Here is a 17,797-nt window from a genome sequence, read left to right as displayed (position 1 = left end):
CAACTCCATTGCTATTGGCTCATTATGCCAATTGTTTAATTATTTTTTGGGTAGGGGCTGCCAGCCCTACTTCAATAGGTTCATTTAATACAAACCACTGTGAGGGTAACTCTGCTACCTGTTTAGTTGGAGGTAAGTCTATCACGGCCACCACTGGTGTTATATCTAAATGAAAATGACTGAAGGTGTGCCTAAAGCCTTCGAGTTGATGCGTGCTTTCCACTTGTATCCCTCTCAATTTCAGTGCCCCGACGCCTTCTTCGACACTCGTACTTTCTAAAAAGCCATAAAGCCCTCCCCATATGCCCGTAGGAGGGCGCTGCTCTAAGTACACTTGCTGATGGAAGCGCGCCACCATCATATAGGTAGATTTTACCGGTAGCGCCTTTTTTGGCTTTTTACCAGGAAACGCACTTTGCGCTCCCTGAGCGTAGGCAAGACACCCTGATTGAAGCGGGCACGCATCACACTTTGGTTTGCTGCGAGTACAAACCATTGCCCCCAAATCCATCATCACCTGAGTGTAATGCGCACAGCGTGTCTCGGGGGTATGTTTTTCTGCCACTTCCCACAATGCATTTTCAACAGATTTTTGACCTGGCCACCCTTCTATTGCGTAATAGCGTGCCAATACTCGCTTCACATTTCCGTCTAAAATTGGATGTCGTTGATTTCGCGACAACGATAAAATAGCGCCGGCAGTTGAACGCCCGATCCCCGGTAAAGCAATTACCGCTTCAATATCTGTAGGAAAATTACCGTCATATTCATCAACCAGCACTTTTGCTGCCTTATGTAGGTTTCGGGCTCTTGCGTAGTAACCTAGACCTGTCCAGTGATGTAAAACCTCATCCTGAGAAGCGCTCGCAAGAGCAAAGACGCTTGGAAAGGACGCCATAAAACGCTCAAAATAAGGAATAACTGTGGTGACTTGTGTTTGCTGGAGCATGATTTCTGACACCCATACTTTATAAGGGGTGACATCCTGCTGCCAAGGCAAGTGTTTACGGCCATGCTCATCAAACCAGGCCAATACTCGTTCGGCAAAGCTACCATTATGATTGGGAATTCGCACACTCATACTTACTTTATTTTCGTTACCCAGACTATGTACCTACTCGTTTAATTGACTCTGTCGTTTATTCGATTACCCGCTATGGTAGCATGTATACGAGCATTGTTTAGTTAAGGAGTCCGCGTGTCGGCACAACATCCTGTTTTGTTTTTTCCTGGCACCTTGTGTGATGAGCGTGTTTTTATTCCGCTGTGGCAAAAACTCTCATTACATCAACGCCGTTATGTGCCCTTGCAGTGGGCTGCTTCTAAAGAGGAAATGCTTGCGCTCAGCAAAGACAGAATTCTGGATAATGAAAAAGTGCATCTCGTGGCCTTTTCCATGGGCGGCTATATAGCGGCGTTACTAGCACAACTTATGCCTGACAATATCGCCTCTATCACGCTCATTGGGTATAACCCAGAGGGATTGTCCAATGAGGAATTAAGTAAACGGCAACAGCTTGTCACTTTATTAAAAAAGGGCACTTTCAAACCCGATAACGACGCTTATTTAGCGCGTTTTATCCACCCTTCCCGTCTCAACGATGACACTGTCACAAAAGTAGTCAAAGACATGGCGCAGGATTTAGGCAAAAACACGCTGTTGAACCATACGCTTGCCACTACCCCTAGAGAGAGTACTGTCAGCATACTTGCAAAGATAAATGCACCAGTACACTTTATTGCTGCCAGTGAAGATAACATCGCTCCAGCCGAAGCAGTAAAACAACATATACCTCACATACCCGGTGCGACCTTAGATGAGATAGAAAATGCGGGGCACATGTTACCGCTTGAGCAAACCGATAAAATAGCGGCTATGCTTGCTAAGCGATTACGTTAAGCTACTGAGCGATTAAAAATTCATCATTTTTCTAATCTAGCGTTGCATAAGCGGTGGGTAAATGGATAATGCGCCAGCAGAAAATTTTGGTAAAAAGGCATTGCAAATGAGGCAATTCAAAAGTCAGGCGGAAGCAGAAGCCGCTGGTGTATATGTTAGTAAGGTCAAAAGCTTCGTTAAGCGTGAAGGTAGGTTGACCAAAGGGCAAGAAAAAGCATTAGCTGATTATTGGCAGACAATGGGTCTTGACTATACCAATGCGCCTTTAGCGCTAACCGAGGTCTTCGGTCGCGACGCTCCTGTGGTACTTGAAATTGGCTTTGGAATGGGCAAGTCTTTGGTCGAAATGGCACAAGCTGCGCCGGATAAAAACTTTTTTGGCATTGAAGTCCACCGTCCTGGCGTGGGAGCCTGTTTATCTGATGCCGGTGAGAAAGGGATCGATAACCTTCGAGTCATGGAACACGATGCAGTTGAAGTATTGAAAAACATGATCCCAGATGGCAGTTTGTCGCGTGTGCAACTATTTTTCCCTGACCCATGGCATAAGAAGCGCCATCACAAACGCCGTATTGTTCAAAGTGAATTTGTTGAATTACTTCGCTCAAAATTGGCTATTGGCGGCTGTTTTCACATGGCCACTGATTGGGAGCCTTATGCAGAACATATGGCACAGGTAATGAATAGTGCTGAAGGTTATACCAACACCACTACTGACGGAGACTATGTACCTCGTCCAGATTATCGTCCTATTACTAAATTCGAAACCCGTGGACAGAAACTTGGCCATGGAGTGTGGGATTTAATTTACGAGCGTACTAACTGATGATTTTATCTCCTCAAAGCCAACTACTGGAACGTAATATATCGTTATTTGACAACGGTAAATGGGCGTTTATCAACCCTTCTGACGCTTATTTCCTCGATGCATTGAAGGCACAAGAAGTAACTGTTATTCATCAGTATTTTGACATATTTTCCGAGTGTGTCCGGGTTATACCTTCTGTGACTTTTGACAGTAGAGATGTTACTACCAATGGCTTTGAGGTGAAGCAACAAGTAGGCAAGCACTCCCATATTTTCGCCCCTTTTGTGAGTTGGGAAAATTCACATACCGATGTCATGCTTTTCTTACCAAAAGCCAAAACACATTTTCAAATGCTACTACGCATGGCAGCGAGTATGGTTGGTCAACATGGTCGAATACATGTAGTAGGTGAAAACAAAGGCGGCATCAAAAGTGCCGCAAAACTCATGCAGCAATATGGCGCCACTCAAAAAGTCGATTCGGCCCGTCACTGCAGCTTAATTACATTGTTGGTAGAGCAACCTCATATAGCGTTTGATCCTAAAGACTGGATAGATTTTAACACCTATCAAGTAGAAGGGGTGGAATGGCAAGTGGCCTCTATGCCCGGCGTGTTTAGTTACCAAGAATTAGACACAGGAACCGAGCTACTGCTAGAGAAACTGCCCACTACTCTACGAGGCGAGATTTTGGACTTTGCTTGTGGTGCCGGCGTAATTGCAAGCTACCTTATGCTAAAGTATCCCCATTTAAAGCTTCACCTTACCGACGTAAGCGCCCTTGCCATTTATTGCAGTGCATTAACGTTAAAACAAAATGCGTTAGCTGCTACATTGTATGCTGCTGACGGGCTACATGGTATCAATCCGAAAGTAAATCACATCGTGACTAACCCGCCTTTTCATACGGGCATAAAAACAGATTACACAGTGACTAAACGCTTTATTGCTGATGCAAAAGCGCTTCTAAATAACAAGGGCACCCTGCAAATGGTAGCAAACCGCTTTCTACCGTATCCAGGTCTGCTAGCAGAGCATTTCCAAACGGTATATACCACTGCGCAAACCTCTCAGTTTTCGGTGTATCAAGCAACATTATAAATTAAAAATTACATTGGCTTGTGCTAACTTAACCGAACTACTTGTTGTGGATACAGCGTAGGTGTGTTTCACACCAGTGGCGTGCCAGCGCTATGTTTTTGGGATTGGTTAGCGCGTGTTGATCTTTGGTGTACAAATTTTGGTCTAAGGGGTTGCCTGTGAGTATTGTATTTGCTATTTCAGAAGTCGAAGAGTTAGTTAAAACTGGCGGCTTGGCAGATGTAGGTAAAGCGCTGCCATTGGCACTTCGTACGCTTGGGGAGAATGTCACTATTGTAATGCCGTATTACAAAGTGTTGGCCGAACAGTACAATCTGCCCAGTGCAACAGAGACGCAAACCTTATTTACAGAAGGCAAGGTATACCATTTTGAAATACGCCATTTGAAGTGGCACGAAATCCCCGTGTATTTCATCGATTTTCCAGAGTATTTCCATCGCGATGGACTCTATGCAAACGCATATGAAGCGTATGAGGACAATGGTGAGCGTTTTAGCTTTTTCAGTGGAGCCGTCTTACATGCTTTACAGACTCTCGCTATCACCCCTGATGTCATCCATTGCCATGATTGGCATACCGCCATGCTACCTTTTTTACTTACACATCATAAAAGTGGCTATTTTGCGCAAACCAAAACCGTATTTACTATTCACAATGCAGCATTTCAAGGTGTGCACAGGCTGGACAACATACCTTTCTTACGCCATCACCCCAACATTCTCGCTCAAGTACACGGTGGCTATATCAACATGTTGCAAAGCGGTATCGAGTTTGCCAGTAAAGTCACTACTGTTAGTCCCAATTATGCCAGAGAACTGTTGACAGACTTAGGTAGTCACGGTCTTCATGAACGCTTGGTAAGCCGAAGTCGAGACCTTAGCGGGATATTAAACGGTTGTGATTACAGCCAATGGAATCCTGAAACCGATCCTTACCTTCCTGAGAATTACAGCGCGACAAATCTACACCCTAAAAGTGCCTGTAAACGCGCTTTACAAGAGCAATCGGGTTTACCAGTACAACCCGCCGTACCGCTTATAGGTATGGTCTGTCGACTTACCGAGCAAAAGGGCTTTGGTTATATCTTGCCTATATTGGATGAACTGATAAAACACAATTTACAAATGGTGATTGTGGGAACAGGCGACCCCGAAGTATGTATGGATCTCGGTGAGTTTGCTCAGCTTCACCCAACACAGTTTGCCTTTATCAACGGCTTTAGCTCTGAGCATGCACATCTGGTTGAAGCGGGTGCTGATTTCTTTCTTATGCCGTCTCAATTCGAGCCATGTGGGTTAAATCAGATGTATAGCTTGGCGTATGGTACCGCACCTATCGTCAGAGCTGTGGGAGGGTTAAAGGATACCGTTATTGATTATTCACATGAAAACGGCACAGGGTTTGTATTTGATATTCCCACCCCAGACGCCCTATTGGCGTGTATTCGCCGCGCACTGTTAGCCTATTATGAAGACCCGATTAAATTCAGGGAAATGCAAGTAAGAGGAATGAATACACGCTTTACATGGAATGCATCTGCCCGTCATTATCAATCTCTTTACCAAAGTTAGTGCAACGCAAGGCAGTGCTGATATTCCGTATTTTATAGGCACATTAATTATTGTTTATACGCGCCTTTCTTTTTGAGCAGTTTTGCGCCACTATTAATTTATGGAAGATGCTGATGGATTGCATACAAGACGGACATGGCGGATAAGGCAGTAAAGTTTTCAATTCGTAGCCTATTTTTATGGGTAGTGATGTCTATCACGGCGTTTTCCCTCGCTGTGCTTTCCGGTCTTGCCATTTACACTCATATAGACACCTATCGAACCGAGCTTGAGAACAATGCAGTCACGCTCGCCAAATTAGTGGCGAAAAGCTCTGCCACTTACCTGTATGACGCTACTCCTGAACGTATCGAAGGTGCGCTGAAAAACTTAAGTGCAGCTAACCACGCCCTTAATGCCCATGTTTATAAACTGAAAGAAGCCGCCAACACACCTGAAATATTTGCCTCTTATAATAAAGAAGGGCAGTTGCTATTGGGCGGTAAAGAGAACCAACTTAATTCCCTTTTCATGTCACCAAGCATGGCCGAAACTGGTCAATATTTGGAACTTAGTACCAAAGTTTTTGATGAAGAAACCAACATTCAACTCGGCTGGGTTTACTTGCGCGTCTCTTCAGAAGATTTTAATAAGCAGGTTAGTAAATCTATTTGGCTTAATGTTGCTGTCGCATTAGTACTTCTAATGCTAAGTTTTTACTCTGCCGTACGTATGCAAAGAGTGGTGGCAGATCCCGTTGAGGAAATCGCCAATTTTCTTCAGCGAACTTCACGACAACGAGATTATTCGGCGCGCGCAGGAGGCTCAACTATTCAGGAGTTGGATATATTGGCAGATGCTTTGAATGTCATGCTCCTTCGCATGCAAGAGTATGTACAAAAGCAACGGCAGGCCGAAGAGCAGCATCGCAAACTCAATGCCAGCCTTGAAGATATGGTCAATCATAGAACGACTGCACTGAAAGACGCTAATCAGGAGCTCATTCAAACATTAGAAAAGCTGCATCAGTTTCAACGCCAGATTGTGCAAAACGAAAAAATGGCCTCTCTTGGGGACATGGTAGCGGGTGTGGCACATGAAGTTAATACCCCTATTGGCTTGGGAGTAACCGCATCTACCATGATGCTCGACAGACTTGCTGTTATTCAAAAAGACTTTGAAAACAAAACCCTAAAAGCCAGTTCGATGAAACGGTTTTTAGATGAAAGCAGTGAAAACCTCAACATTATCTATCGAAATTTAAACCGCGCAGCAGAGTTGATATCCAGTTTTAAACAAGTCGCTGTTGATCAATCTTCAGAATCGAGTCGAAGTTTTTGCGTTGCACAGCTAGTTAATGAGATACTGTTGTCATTGCAGCCTCGATTAAAAAAATTAAAACACAACATCAACGTAGATTGCGACCCTACCTTAAACGTTGAAACGAAGGCTGGCCCGATCAATCAGATCCTGATTAACCTGATCATGAATTCGGTTATCCACGGATTTGAGAACGTGGAACAAGGCACCATTAATATCAGTGCTGAAATGGTGAGCAGCAACAAATTAAAGTTAGTTTATACCGATAATGGAAAAGGCATATCGCCTGAGATCCGCAAACGGATATTTGACCCCTTTGTAACCACCAAGCGTGGGCAAGGGGGGTCAGGTCTAGGAATGCACCTAGTTTACAACTTGGTTACCCAAGCGCTCAATGGTTCAATTTCCATTGCAAGTGAGGAAGGTAATGGGGTGGAATTTGTGATTATTTTCCCCGTTGCTAATGCCAAAACTAGCGATTAGTTGTATAAAGGTTGAACTTATCTTGAATTTTGTTGGCTAATCCCAATACCTTTACAATACAAATATTCATAAGTTACTTGCAATCAAGTATATGAATATTAAAATTTAACCAGTTAGTTGCTTACAACCGTTTATTAGAAAGAGTGTAGAACACCATGCAAACGCCAAATGTGTTAATCGTTGAAGATGAAGTGGTAACCCGTACCACGCTGAAGAGTTTATTTGAAGCGGAAGGGTATAATGTATTTGAAGCTGAGAATGGCGATCAAATGCATGATTTCTTCGAGAATCACGCAATCAACTTGGTGATCATGGATATCAACTTGCCGGGCAAAAACGGTCTTATTCTGGCCCGTGAAGTTCGCGACCGCAAAAATGTAGGTCTAATCTTCTTAACGGGTCGCGATAACGACGTCGATCGTATTTTGGGTCTTGAAATTGGTGCCGACGATTACTTAACGAAGCCGTTTAACCCACGTGAACTGACCATTCGCGCTCGTAACTTACTGTCTCGTACGACTAACTCTTCAGAGGATGACGATTTACCAAGCCGCGTAAGCTTCAACGGTTGGACGCTAGACGGTGATAGTCGTTCACTTATTTCACCTAATGGCAAAGAGTTCCGCCTTCCACGTAGTGAGTTTCGTGCACTTCATTTGTTCTTAAGCAATCCAGGCAAAATTCTTACTCGTGAGCAACTCATTATGGAAATGACTGGACGGGAGCTTCGCCCTAATGACCGTACGGTTGACGTGACCATTCGTCGAATTCGCAAGCACTTTGAATCAGATCCGACAGATGAGGAATTGATTGTAACCATTCACGGTGAAGGTTACCGCTTCTGCGGTCAGGTAGACGGCTAAATAGTCGCCAACACCTCATTTTAACCCCATTAAAAAAGCCGCTACAAATGAAGTGACCCCATAAAGTTGGACTCATTTCTAAGCGGCTGCCAAGGCCTGATTTCGATATTGTATCGGACTCAGGCCTTTTAGTTTCAGCTTTATGCGCTCGTTGTTGTAATAGTCGATGTATTCTTTTATGTTTTCAATGAGTTCGTCAGCGTCTTTGAACGTCTCGTTGTGATACATCTCCGTTTTTAAGATGCCGAAGAAGTTCTCCGCAACGGCATTGTCTAAACAGTTTCCTTTCCTCGACATACTTTGACGTAACCCGTTTTCCCGAAGGTGATTTTGGTACTGTTTATTCTGATACTGCCAACCCTGATCCGAGTGGATAAGTGGTTTTTCATCTCGTTTTAGCTTACTTGTCGCGGCTTTAAGCATATCGGTGACCAATGGTAATGTAACTGAGGTTCGTACCTCATAACTGACAACTTCCTGATTAAACAGGTCAATTATCGGTGACAGATAAACTTTCTGGTCTTTAATCTTAAACTCTGTCACATCGGTCACCCATTTTTGATTAGGCTTCTCCGCCGTAAATTCCCGATTGAGCGTATTGTCTGCGATTCTGCCGACTTCTCCTTTGTAGGACTTATAACGTTTGGCTCTGACCTTTGACTTTAAACCAAGCTCGTTCATCAAGCGTTGTACGCGCTTGTGATTAATCACAAGCCCCATCGTTCTCAGGGCTGAGGTAATTCTACGATAGCCATATCGCCCTTTATGTTTATGATAAATATTATGTATTTTGGCGCATAAACCAGTATCGGGACACAACCGTTCCAGCGTATTACGATGATAGTAATAAACACTCTTCGGTAGTCCTGTGATTTTCAATAGATTTTGTAAGCTATAAATGGCCTTGAGCTCTTCGACGACTATCGTTTTGTCTTTGCTTTTTTCTTTCTGGCTTGAGCCAAGGCTTCCAACTTTTTTAGAACAGCATTCTCAGCACGTAAATAGTCCAACTCTTCTCTGAGTTCTTTTTCCGTCATTTCAGATGATGGTTTGGGCGTAGAAGAGTCGTTTTTCACGCGGGGTTTTCCTTTTTTCTTTGGTTTCAGACCTGAGATGCCGTCACGAGCATATAGCTTTTGCCATTGAAATAGAATCCCGGGGGACGATAAATCGAAGAAAGCACTGGTATACCCGAGTGACCAGTTGTTAGCTGCCATTATTTTCAACACTTCTATTTTAAATGCTTGAGAATAAGGTTTGTGAGCAGACCTGAAACTTTCAGCGCCATGAATTCGATAAACAGCGGTCCAGTAACGGACCTGTCGTTCTGTGACATTGAATCTGTCACCTGCGGCCAAAGAGCTTTCAGATAAAGCAAACTCTGCTACTTTGAGCTTAAGAGTTCGATGATGTTTAGACATAAAAAGACCCCCAGTAATTGGAATGTCCAACTATTGGGGGTCACTTCAAAATGTAGCGGCTTTTTAGTGATTAACTACCGGCAATCTTCATTTGGTCAATCAGTACTGACCCCGTCTGCACGCTGCCGCGCGTGTCTTTTTCTGCGCCAATGGCCACAATGCCACTGAACATATCCTTTAGGTTACCCGCAATGGTAACTTCGTGAACCGGATATTGGATAACACCGTTTTCTACCCAAAAGCCCGCCGCTCCGCGAGAATAGTCGCCAGTAACACCATTGACCCCTTGCCCCATTAATTCAGTGACCAGCAGGCCTGTTCCCATTTCTCTGAGCAGGTCGGCATCGCTTTGGCCTGTGTCACCCACCAGCCAATTGTGAATCCCACCCGCATGTCCATTAGAACGAGTATTGAGCTTGCGTGACGAATAAGTCGTATACAAGTAAGTAGACAAACATCCACCTTCGACAATCGTCATATCAGCGCACGCCACCCCTTCGTTATCAAAGCTCGAACTCGCAAGTCCGCCTTTAATTAATGGGCGCTCTTCAATATTGAGCCAGTGAGGGAATATCTGTTTACCCAAGCTATCCAATAAGAAGCTTGAACGGCGGTATAAACTTCCCCCACTGATCGCACCGACGTAATGACCAAAGAGACTAGAAGCGATATCGCGATGTAATATAACGGGTACGTTAGCCGTATTGATTTTACGTGCACCTAATCGTTCTACCGTGGCTTTCGCCGCTTCTTCACCTACAAGTTTGGCTGACTTCAACAACGGCGCCTGTCGGTTTACTGTATATGCGTAATCCCGCTGCATGTCATCACCTTGAGCTCCAATTACCATACAGCTTAGTGAATAACGGCTGCTTGGGTAACCCGCATTTATGCCATGGGTGTTACCATATACACGCATGCCCAAATTCGCGTTATACGATGCACCATCTGAATTAGTAATGCGCGAGTCGTAGTTCATCGCCGCCGTCTCAGCTTCAATAGCGGTTTTGATGGCCTTTTCTGTATCTAACTCTTCAGGGTGATACAGGTCTAAATCGGGGAATTCAGTTGCGATAAGGTCGGCATCGGCCAAACCTGAGCATGGATCTTCACTGGTATAGCGTGCAATATCCACGGCTTTTTCTACCGCGAGTGTTAGCGCCGCTTTGCTCAAATCTGCGGTAGACGCACTGCCTTTTCGCTTGCCTACATAAACGCTAATTCCTAAACCACCATCGTTGGTAAATTCAACGTTTTCAACTTCTTGCATACGTGAAGATACGGCAATGCCTTGCACTTTAGACATGCTGGCTTCGGCTTGTGTCGCACCTTTTGAAAGGGCTAATTTCAGTACATCATCTACGACATTTTGAATGTCGGCTAACTGCTGCTCTATTTGCATAGTAAGTTTCGCTGTCTTAATTCGACTGTGATAGTTACAATTTAGCTAAAGTGTAACACTAATGAGTTTGAAATGAGTGATCAGAAATACAATTCTCCTGAAGATCCTTACTTCGAAGATGCGCAAGCAGATGAGTTCGAAGAGGAAGAGTTTGTCAGTAAAACCGAGCTAAAACGCCAAGCGAAAGAACTTCACAAACTGGGCGAAACCTTAGTGAATTTAACCGACGCCCATATTGCTACAATTCCTATGGATGAAGAACTCGCCGATGCCGTAGCCATTGCGCGAAGAGTAAACAAGAAGAAAGACGGCTACCGTCGCCAACTTCAGTTTATTGGTAAAGTATTGCGCCAGCGAGATACGGCCCCTATTGAAGAGGCGCTGGCTAAAATATCTCACCAGCACCAAGCGAGTAATGCTGCATTTCACGCTTTAGAGAAAGCCCGCGAAGCGGTTATTGCGCAGGGTGACTCGGCAATTCAAAAGCTGATAGAAGCGCACCCTGAACTTGACCGCCAAAAGCTGCGCCAATTTCACCGCCAAATAAAGAAAGAGCGGGAAAAAAATGCGCCACCAAAAGCGTTCAGAGAACTGTTTCAGTATTTGAAAGACGTTATTCACGACGAGTAACTGTATCTTAAACAAAAAAAAGGTTGGTAATCACCGTCGTGAAAACCAACCTTTTTTGTCTGTGTTCATTTGCTTTAGACAGGTTAAGCCGTACCACCCACGGTTAGCTCGTCAATTTTAAGGGTAGGCTGCCCAACACCTACTGGCACACTTTGCCCGTCTTTCCCGCACACGCCAACGCCCTTATCAAGAGCTGTATCGTTACCTATCATCGAGATTTTTTGCATGACCTCTGGGCCGTTACCAATCAGCGTTGCTCCTTTCACTGGTGCGGTAATTTTGCCGTTTTCAATTAAGTATGCTTCGGCGCTAGAGAACACAAATTTACCTGAGGTGATATCAACCTGACCACCTGCGAAATTCGGTGCATATATACCTTTATCAATGGAAGCAATTATCTCTTGTGGGTCATACTGACCATCAAGCATGTAAGTGTTCGTCATCCGCGGCATAGGCAAGTGGGCATACGATTCACGTCGCCCGTTACCCGTTGGTGAAACGCCCATTAACTTCGCGTTGTGCTTATCTTGCATGTAGCCTTTTAAGATACCGTCTTCGATAAGTACGTTGTGCGCCGTAGGCGTTCCTTCATCGTCAACCGATAAAGAACCTCTTCTATCACTTAGTGTGCCGTCGTCTACGACAGTCACACCCTTAGCCGCCACACGCTGCCCAATGCGGCCACTAAATGTTGATGCACCTTTACGGTTGAAATCACCTTCCAAGCCATGCCCTACCGCTTCGTGAAGCAGTACACCAGGCCAACCATTACCCAATACTACCGGCATAGCGCCTGCTGGCGACGCCACCGCTTGCATGTTTACGCGGGCCATATGCAATGCATCTTCTGCTAGGTTTTCGTAGTAAGGTTTGCCGTTTTCGTCTTGTTTGAAGAACGAGTAAGCATAACGGCCACCCGCACCAGCAGACCCACGCTCCCGTCTATCGCCTTGTTCTAGCAATACCGAGCAGTTTAGACGCACCAGCGGGCGAATATCGGTAGCCAGAGTACCATCACTGCCCGCTACCAAAATTTCCTCGTAAACGCCGCTTAAACTCACTACCACTTGATTGGCAGAAGGTTCTTGCTGACGGATGTATTGATCTACAGCTTTAAGTAAGGAAATTTTCTCTGCATCCTGCATTGCAAGAATAGGGTTATTTTCACTGTAACGCGCTTCTACAGGTTGTTGACCTAGTGCGGCAATTTGTTGTGTACCACCGCTTGTCGCAATCCCTCGCGCTGCTTTACACGCTTTTGTAAGCGCTTCTTCACTAATTTCATCAGAATAGGCAAAGCCGGTCTTTTCACCACTAATAGCACGTACACCCACACCGCGCTCAATGTTGTAACTGCCTTCTTTGATAATGCCGTCTTCCAGCACCCAACTTTCGTGTTGGCTTGACTGAAAGTACAAATCGGCATAATCGGTATCGTGACGATGAATGGTCGCAAGAGCTCGCTCTAGCTTATTGATATCTAGCCCTGAGTCAGATAATAAATGACGCTCAACAGATTTAGACAAAGTGACTCCTGAAGCGGTTATGTTCGGCAACCGGCATATTCTGTTTAATGGTTTCTCTTTCTGCAATATCAACCTCTGCCGCAACAACGCCTTTTTCAGTTTGTAGTTCGGCTAAGGTTTCTCCCCATGGCGATAGCACCATACTATGACCATAGGTTTCACGACCGTTACGATGAACGCCCACCTGATTAGCGGCCACCAAAAAACATTGTTTTTCGATGGCTCTGGCTTTTAACAGCGCTTGCCAATGGGCTTCACCTGTACGCTGGGTAAAGGCAGCGGGCAACACCAAGATGTCGATATCACCCATTGCAGAAAACAACCCTGGAAAGCGCACATCATAGCATACCGCAAGCCCGATGTGGCCTATAGGTGTTTGTACTGTTACCACTTCATTACCCGCTTGGGTCGTTCGCGATTCTCGATAGCTACCGGTGTTATCACTTACTGATACGTCGAACATATGGATTTTGCGGTAATCAGCTAAAACCTTGCCTTCAGGGCCAAACAACATACAGGCGGCTGAAAACTTGCCAGGGTTGTCGGTCACTATGGGAAATGTACCCGATACCAAATAGCATTGATAACGGCGAGCTAAGCTAGCCAATCGCTCTTGTATTTCGCCCTCACCTTTGGTTTCAGCAACAGCCAATTGCGCTTTGTCGCTACCGCCAAAACAAGCAAAACACTCAGGGAGTACCACCAGATAGTCCTTTTGAATGTTTGCCGCGGCCATAGCGTGTTCCACTGAAGCTAAGTTTTCTTCCACACTTGGCGTGGATGTCATCTGAATTGCTACAAGGTTAACCATCTATCACCTCCATTTTCAGCATGCGAACATCGTCTTTGGTAAGGGGTCTGTCTTGAGGATTAGCGGGAACAGGTGCATTTTGAGCAGGAAGACTGATATCTTTACTATTGCGTTCTACTTCGTCGAATTTGGGTTCTTTTATGGTACCAGTTACGCGATAATTCACATTAGATATCACTTTGGCCGAAGTCAACACCTGATCGATTGCCAATGCTGCAAGTGCGGTGGGTGGTGTAGCTAAAAAGTAAACTAAAAACGGTAAGTTGCCGGTCACATTCGGAGCAAAAGACACGTTGTAATTTAAGCCCCCGTTAGTCAAATCGGTAAAACCAGTAATCTCTATCTCTCCTGCACCACCGTCAATCTCGGTATCATCGGTATAGGCCTTGCCATCAACAATATTTAATGTGCCGCCCATATCATCATAGAAGAACCCTTTCGCAAATACATCGCGAAAATCCAGGCTCAATTTTCTCACCAGTGAGTTAAGACTAAACAAGGTAAAAATACGGGAGCCCTGATCACTTAATTCGGTCAAATAACCATCGGACAGCGACCACTTTACATCGCCTTTTATCTCAGAGAGCGCAAAGTCCATTGGTGCAAGTGGCCAGTTGATATTAAAGGCCACCTCGGCACTTGAGTCTTTGATACCTGATTCAACACCGTAATTGCTCAGCATCTGGCCCACATCCGGCGATGTTAACGTCCCTTCAAGTGCTGTTTCAATTCCGCGATTGGTATGCTGCCAATAGCCAGTGGCGGTAATATCAGCATCCCGTGAACGCACGAGAAGCTGGCGCACTTTCAAGCCATTGTCTTGCTTTGCAATATCCAGTGTTACCTGGCCCAAGTCGAAACCGTGCACAGCACAGGACTGACAATAGAGGTAGATTGGCGGCAACGTACTTGGGTCTACATCATAAGGAGATACTATTTTGTCTTGCTGCTGGATTTCATCAACTGCAGCAATCCCATCTGTTGGTTTATCCAACGTCAAGTAATCTGCGTTAATGACAATCCCTTGTTCGGTCAGATCGTGATTTACACGAATGGTGCCTCTCGCTTGTGCCGACGTAATGTCTAAAATCCAATCTCTGTCTCGTTCAGTTGCATTTAGTTCAACATTTTTAAGTGTGTGACCAGCAAAATTTAATTGTTCTGCTTTAGCAAAAACTCTCGACGGTGCGCTGAAAATAGAGGGCTTTTGTGGATGCTCCGTATTATCAGAATGAAGTGCTACATCGCTTGTGGCAGATGCAACGTCTCGACTACCCGATACCAACATATCAATAGTTTTGAACCACTCCAGTACATCGGCTTCAGGAAGATTAGCGGCAATACTGAAACCGGTACCAATATTGGCAATATCGCTTTCACCTAGTGCCAAATGCGCTCTGGAAAATTGCATCTCCTGATGTGGTAACACTCCGGTGAAGCGGATATTGTCACCTAATGTCGCCACCACGTTAGACGCTTTGCCATCGCCTTTACTTTCGATATAAAGGGGTAAACTGGACCCCGCAGGTGTATCAAACGGAGCAGGTAAGACACTTTTGGTGGCCGTTAAATCAGCATTAAGCTTAGCTATATAGGAAAAATCCTGTTTTGCTAGTTTAATATCTACGTCTGTCTTCCACTTTGTTTCGCCATCGATGTAATCGGTTAAATCGCTATTAACATAATTAGCCAATGGGTGAACGTGCCATCGACCATTTAATGAGGCATGTAAATCATAGCTTTCACCCTGACGGCCTTGCAGCGACATTTTGATGGGTTGCTTCAGAAACACCGCGTTGAGTTTCGTTGCATCAATATCACCATTCGTAAAAGTCACGTCACCTTTGGTATGGTTAAAGCGCATGGCAGTTCGCGGAATATAAATAGAATTATCAAGCAAATGAGCTGTACCCGAAGCAATAACATCCTTTCCTTTTAATGGAATATCCAGCTTAATATCGGCCGAAAGAGGCCCATCAATTTGTACTTCATCATTGAGTATATTGCCTAGTGAGCTTTTGATAGAGGACGCCATCATCAACTCTGTCAACGCATCGCCCGTGCCGGTGCCGGTAGCATAGATCAGCAGACGTGAATCAGCTTTAAAGCTAGGAATTGTCGCAGACATATCGCTTATTGTCATTTTGCCAAGTTGCGCTTCTGGGCTTTCTATCACCAGAGCGTTATTGACAAAATAAAGTGACATATCCAGTTGATGTAAGGCTGGCCAATCTGGAGCAAATAAGAAGTCGCCTTGCTTTATATCGACGTAGGCTTGGAAAATACCGGAATTATCGTCAAACGGAAACGCCGCCAGCGGGCCATGCCATAACACTCTGGCTTTTTCTATTCGTCCCGCTCCAGTAAAAGCACGGGTCAAGTACGCATTGAGATTCTTTCCCATGATGGTGGTTGGAAACAGTTCGTTCACATGCGCCAACTGGACTGGATCGACGCCAGCATAAAGTGACATTACGCCAGCACTCAGATTGATTTTAAATTGGGGTTTGACGGTGACGCTGTCTGTTTTCAGAAGCATATTCTCGCCTTTAATTACCCAATCTTGTGAAGAAGATGCGGGATCAGGCAAGGTTGATGTCAACGATGTTTGCGGATAAATGAAGAAGTCAGCCTGAAGGGATTCTACCTTAAGATCTTTTTTAATGATGCCTTGTGCACTAAGCAAACTGTCAGCACTATTGAGATAGACTGCACCATTATTTTTGTACCAATACACATCCACATCTAATGAAGACAAGCCTGGTACGTGGTCGGTTTTGGCCCATTGCAAATCCACTACTTTTGCCGCCAATTCTGGTTTGCCGTTGTGTAGTTGAAACTGTAAGGTCGCTAATTCACCCTTGGGATTAAGTGCCCGAATTTCCTCTTCATTGGTGTCGTCCATAAAAAGAGGCAACAACAATAAAAAGGGATTGATCTGTACGGGCTTCACTGTGTTTATTAGCAAATCACCTTGTTTACTGACACTGCCTATTAGGTCAGTTGTCAATGATTCATTGCTGGAGTTAAGCACGAGTTGATCAACGCGAATATTCCACCCACTATTGGTCGGTAGTGCTTGTAAACTGCCCCCAGTGATACCTGTCACCGTTTTAACACTGTCATCCCCCCATTGTAATAAGCTGTTGTGGAGTTCAGCCTGTACACTGGTAAATTGACTGTCAGTCAGGTTCGCCCACACTTCAAAATTGGCGCGGCTTTGTGCAAGTGGACGTTTAGTGTGGATTAGATCACTGACCCAAGGTGAGATATCTAGGTCTTCCGCTTTGGCGTAGAACACGCCCTCAAAACTATCTCTGGTACCCTGAATATCAATAATAAATGACGCCGAATTAGCCGATAAGTCTGCCACTTTAATTCGACCTAACCCCTGGTGACGCTCACCAAGGTTATTCCACGACAAGCTTTCTATATCAAACGACTTAGCTTCGCCTTGGGCGATAAACGCCACACTCCCTTCTTCCAGAGAAAAGCTTTGTAATTGCTCTAGAAACAAGCGTTCAAGTGCATTGACGACAGGAAAGTTATCCTTCGCCCCACCGGAAAGTCTGTCACCGTCTATTTCAAGTTCCAGTCCTCTGAGTTCAAAGCGGGTCGAGGAAATAAGGCGATGGCGAAGGGATTGCCAGAAATCAAGTTCAACATAAATCTGACGAATGTCTAACGCGACTGGAGAAGCCTCGTCTTTTGCCAATGACACAGAGTTAAGCACGATGCTCGGCCCATTGCGTTGCCACACAGCATGGACACTATCAATGGAGAGATTGACACCATATTGCTTGTTTATATAGTTTTCCAGTAGGTGTTTATTGTGCTCAATATGCGGCAATGCATATCGCGCAGCGCTCAACACCAAAGCGAAAATAACCAGCAACACAGCGAGTAGCAGCCAAAACTTCTTTAGCAGGTAAGCCGCTACCGACGAAAAATTTGTCACACTTTGCCTTTGTCTAATTTAATGT

The 17,797-nt window shown here is 44.9% G+C and carries 14 protein-coding genes; 7 read left to right on the top strand and 7 right to left on the bottom strand.

Annotated elements, in window-relative coordinates; all coding sequences use genetic code 11:
- Positions 1–22: 22 nt before the first annotated feature.
- Complete coding sequence (mutY, locus tag ACMCM8_RS17955; protein WP_412724150.1) at positions 23–1,081, bottom strand: A/G-specific adenine glycosylase; 1,059 nt, start codon at positions 1,079–1,081, stop codon at positions 23–25.
- Positions 1,082–1,198: 117 nt separating this feature from the next.
- Between mutY and ACMCM8_RS17950 the strand changes: the two genes are divergently transcribed.
- The 6 genes from ACMCM8_RS17950 to arcA all read left to right on the top strand — a co-directional run bounded on the left by ACMCM8_RS17950 (position 1,199) and on the right by arcA (position 8,024).
- A complete protein-coding gene (locus tag ACMCM8_RS17950; protein ID WP_412724148.1) occupies positions 1,199–1,900 on the top strand; it encodes an alpha/beta fold hydrolase in 702 nt (233 codons plus the stop codon).
- Positions 1,901–2,006: 106 nt separating this feature from the next.
- A complete protein-coding gene (gene trmB / locus ACMCM8_RS17945; RefSeq protein WP_412727778.1) occupies positions 2,007–2,726 on the top strand; it encodes a tRNA (guanosine(46)-N7)-methyltransferase TrmB in 720 nt (239 codons plus the stop codon).
- Positions 2,726–3,808: a methyltransferase gene (locus ACMCM8_RS17940; RefSeq protein ID WP_412724146.1), complete on the top strand. Its 1,083-nt coding sequence runs from the start codon at positions 2,726–2,728 to the stop codon at positions 3,806–3,808. Before trmB ends, ACMCM8_RS17940 begins: the two co-directional genes overlap by 1 nt.
- A gap of 158 nt (positions 3,809–3,966) precedes the next feature.
- Complete coding sequence (glgA, locus tag ACMCM8_RS17935; RefSeq protein WP_412724144.1) at positions 3,967–5,379, top strand: glycogen synthase GlgA; 1,413 nt, start codon at positions 3,967–3,969, stop codon at positions 5,377–5,379.
- Positions 5,380–5,514: 135 nt separating this feature from the next.
- Complete coding sequence (locus ACMCM8_RS17930) at positions 5,515–7,161, top strand: sensor histidine kinase (RefSeq protein ID WP_412724142.1); 1,647 nt, start codon at positions 5,515–5,517, stop codon at positions 7,159–7,161.
- Positions 7,162–7,316: 155 nt separating this feature from the next.
- Positions 7,317–8,024, top strand: coding sequence for a two-component system response regulator ArcA (gene arcA, locus ACMCM8_RS17925; RefSeq protein ID WP_014996957.1), 708 nt, complete (start codon positions 7,317–7,319; stop codon positions 8,022–8,024).
- A 78-nt stretch (positions 8,025–8,102) separates the two neighbouring features.
- Here arcA and ACMCM8_RS17920 read toward each other — a convergent pair whose 3' ends face one another.
- From ACMCM8_RS17920 to pmbA, 3 genes are all read right to left on the bottom strand, one after another.
- Positions 8,103–8,948, bottom strand: coding sequence for an IS3 family transposase (locus ACMCM8_RS17920; protein WP_412727628.1), 846 nt, complete (start codon positions 8,946–8,948; stop codon positions 8,103–8,105).
- On the bottom strand, positions 8,945–9,445 hold the full coding sequence (locus ACMCM8_RS17915) for a transposase (RefSeq protein ID WP_412723095.1): 501 nt from the start codon (positions 9,443–9,445) through the stop codon (positions 8,945–8,947). The genes ACMCM8_RS17920 and ACMCM8_RS17915 overlap by 4 nt, the downstream gene beginning before the upstream one ends.
- A gap of 70 nt (positions 9,446–9,515) precedes the next feature.
- Positions 9,516–10,847, bottom strand: coding sequence for a metalloprotease PmbA (gene pmbA, locus ACMCM8_RS17910; protein WP_412724140.1), 1,332 nt, complete (start codon positions 10,845–10,847; stop codon positions 9,516–9,518).
- A gap of 72 nt (positions 10,848–10,919) precedes the next feature.
- Here pmbA and yjgA point away from each other — a divergent pair, with 72 nt between their 5' ends.
- The gene (gene yjgA / locus ACMCM8_RS17905) at positions 10,920–11,477 is read left to right on the top strand and encodes a ribosome biogenesis factor YjgA (protein WP_412724138.1); all 558 of its coding nucleotides are present in this window, start codon (positions 10,920–10,922) and stop codon (positions 11,475–11,477) included.
- 83 nt (positions 11,478–11,560) lie between these two features.
- Here the strand turns inward: yjgA and tldD are convergent, their stop codons facing one another.
- From tldD to ACMCM8_RS17890, 3 genes are read right to left on the bottom strand one after another with little or no spacing between them, the layout of a single operon-like run.
- Complete coding sequence (gene tldD / locus ACMCM8_RS17900) at positions 11,561–13,003, bottom strand: metalloprotease TldD (protein WP_412724136.1); 1,443 nt, start codon at positions 13,001–13,003, stop codon at positions 11,561–11,563.
- Positions 12,996–13,814, bottom strand: coding sequence for a carbon-nitrogen hydrolase family protein (locus tag ACMCM8_RS17895; protein ID WP_412724134.1), 819 nt, complete (start codon positions 13,812–13,814; stop codon positions 12,996–12,998). The genes tldD and ACMCM8_RS17895 overlap by 8 nt, the downstream gene beginning before the upstream one ends.
- Complete coding sequence (locus tag ACMCM8_RS17890) at positions 13,807–17,772, bottom strand: YhdP family protein (protein WP_412724132.1); 3,966 nt, start codon at positions 17,770–17,772, stop codon at positions 13,807–13,809. Before ACMCM8_RS17890 ends, ACMCM8_RS17895 begins: the two co-directional genes overlap by 8 nt.
- Positions 17,773–17,797 lie beyond the last annotated feature (25 nt).

The organism is Alteromonas sp. D210916BOD_24 (assembly GCF_047159385.1).
In the GTDB taxonomy this organism is placed as follows: Bacteria; Pseudomonadota; Gammaproteobacteria; order Enterobacterales; family Alteromonadaceae; genus Alteromonas.
This window is presented reverse-complemented; position numbering and strand designations above follow the sequence as displayed.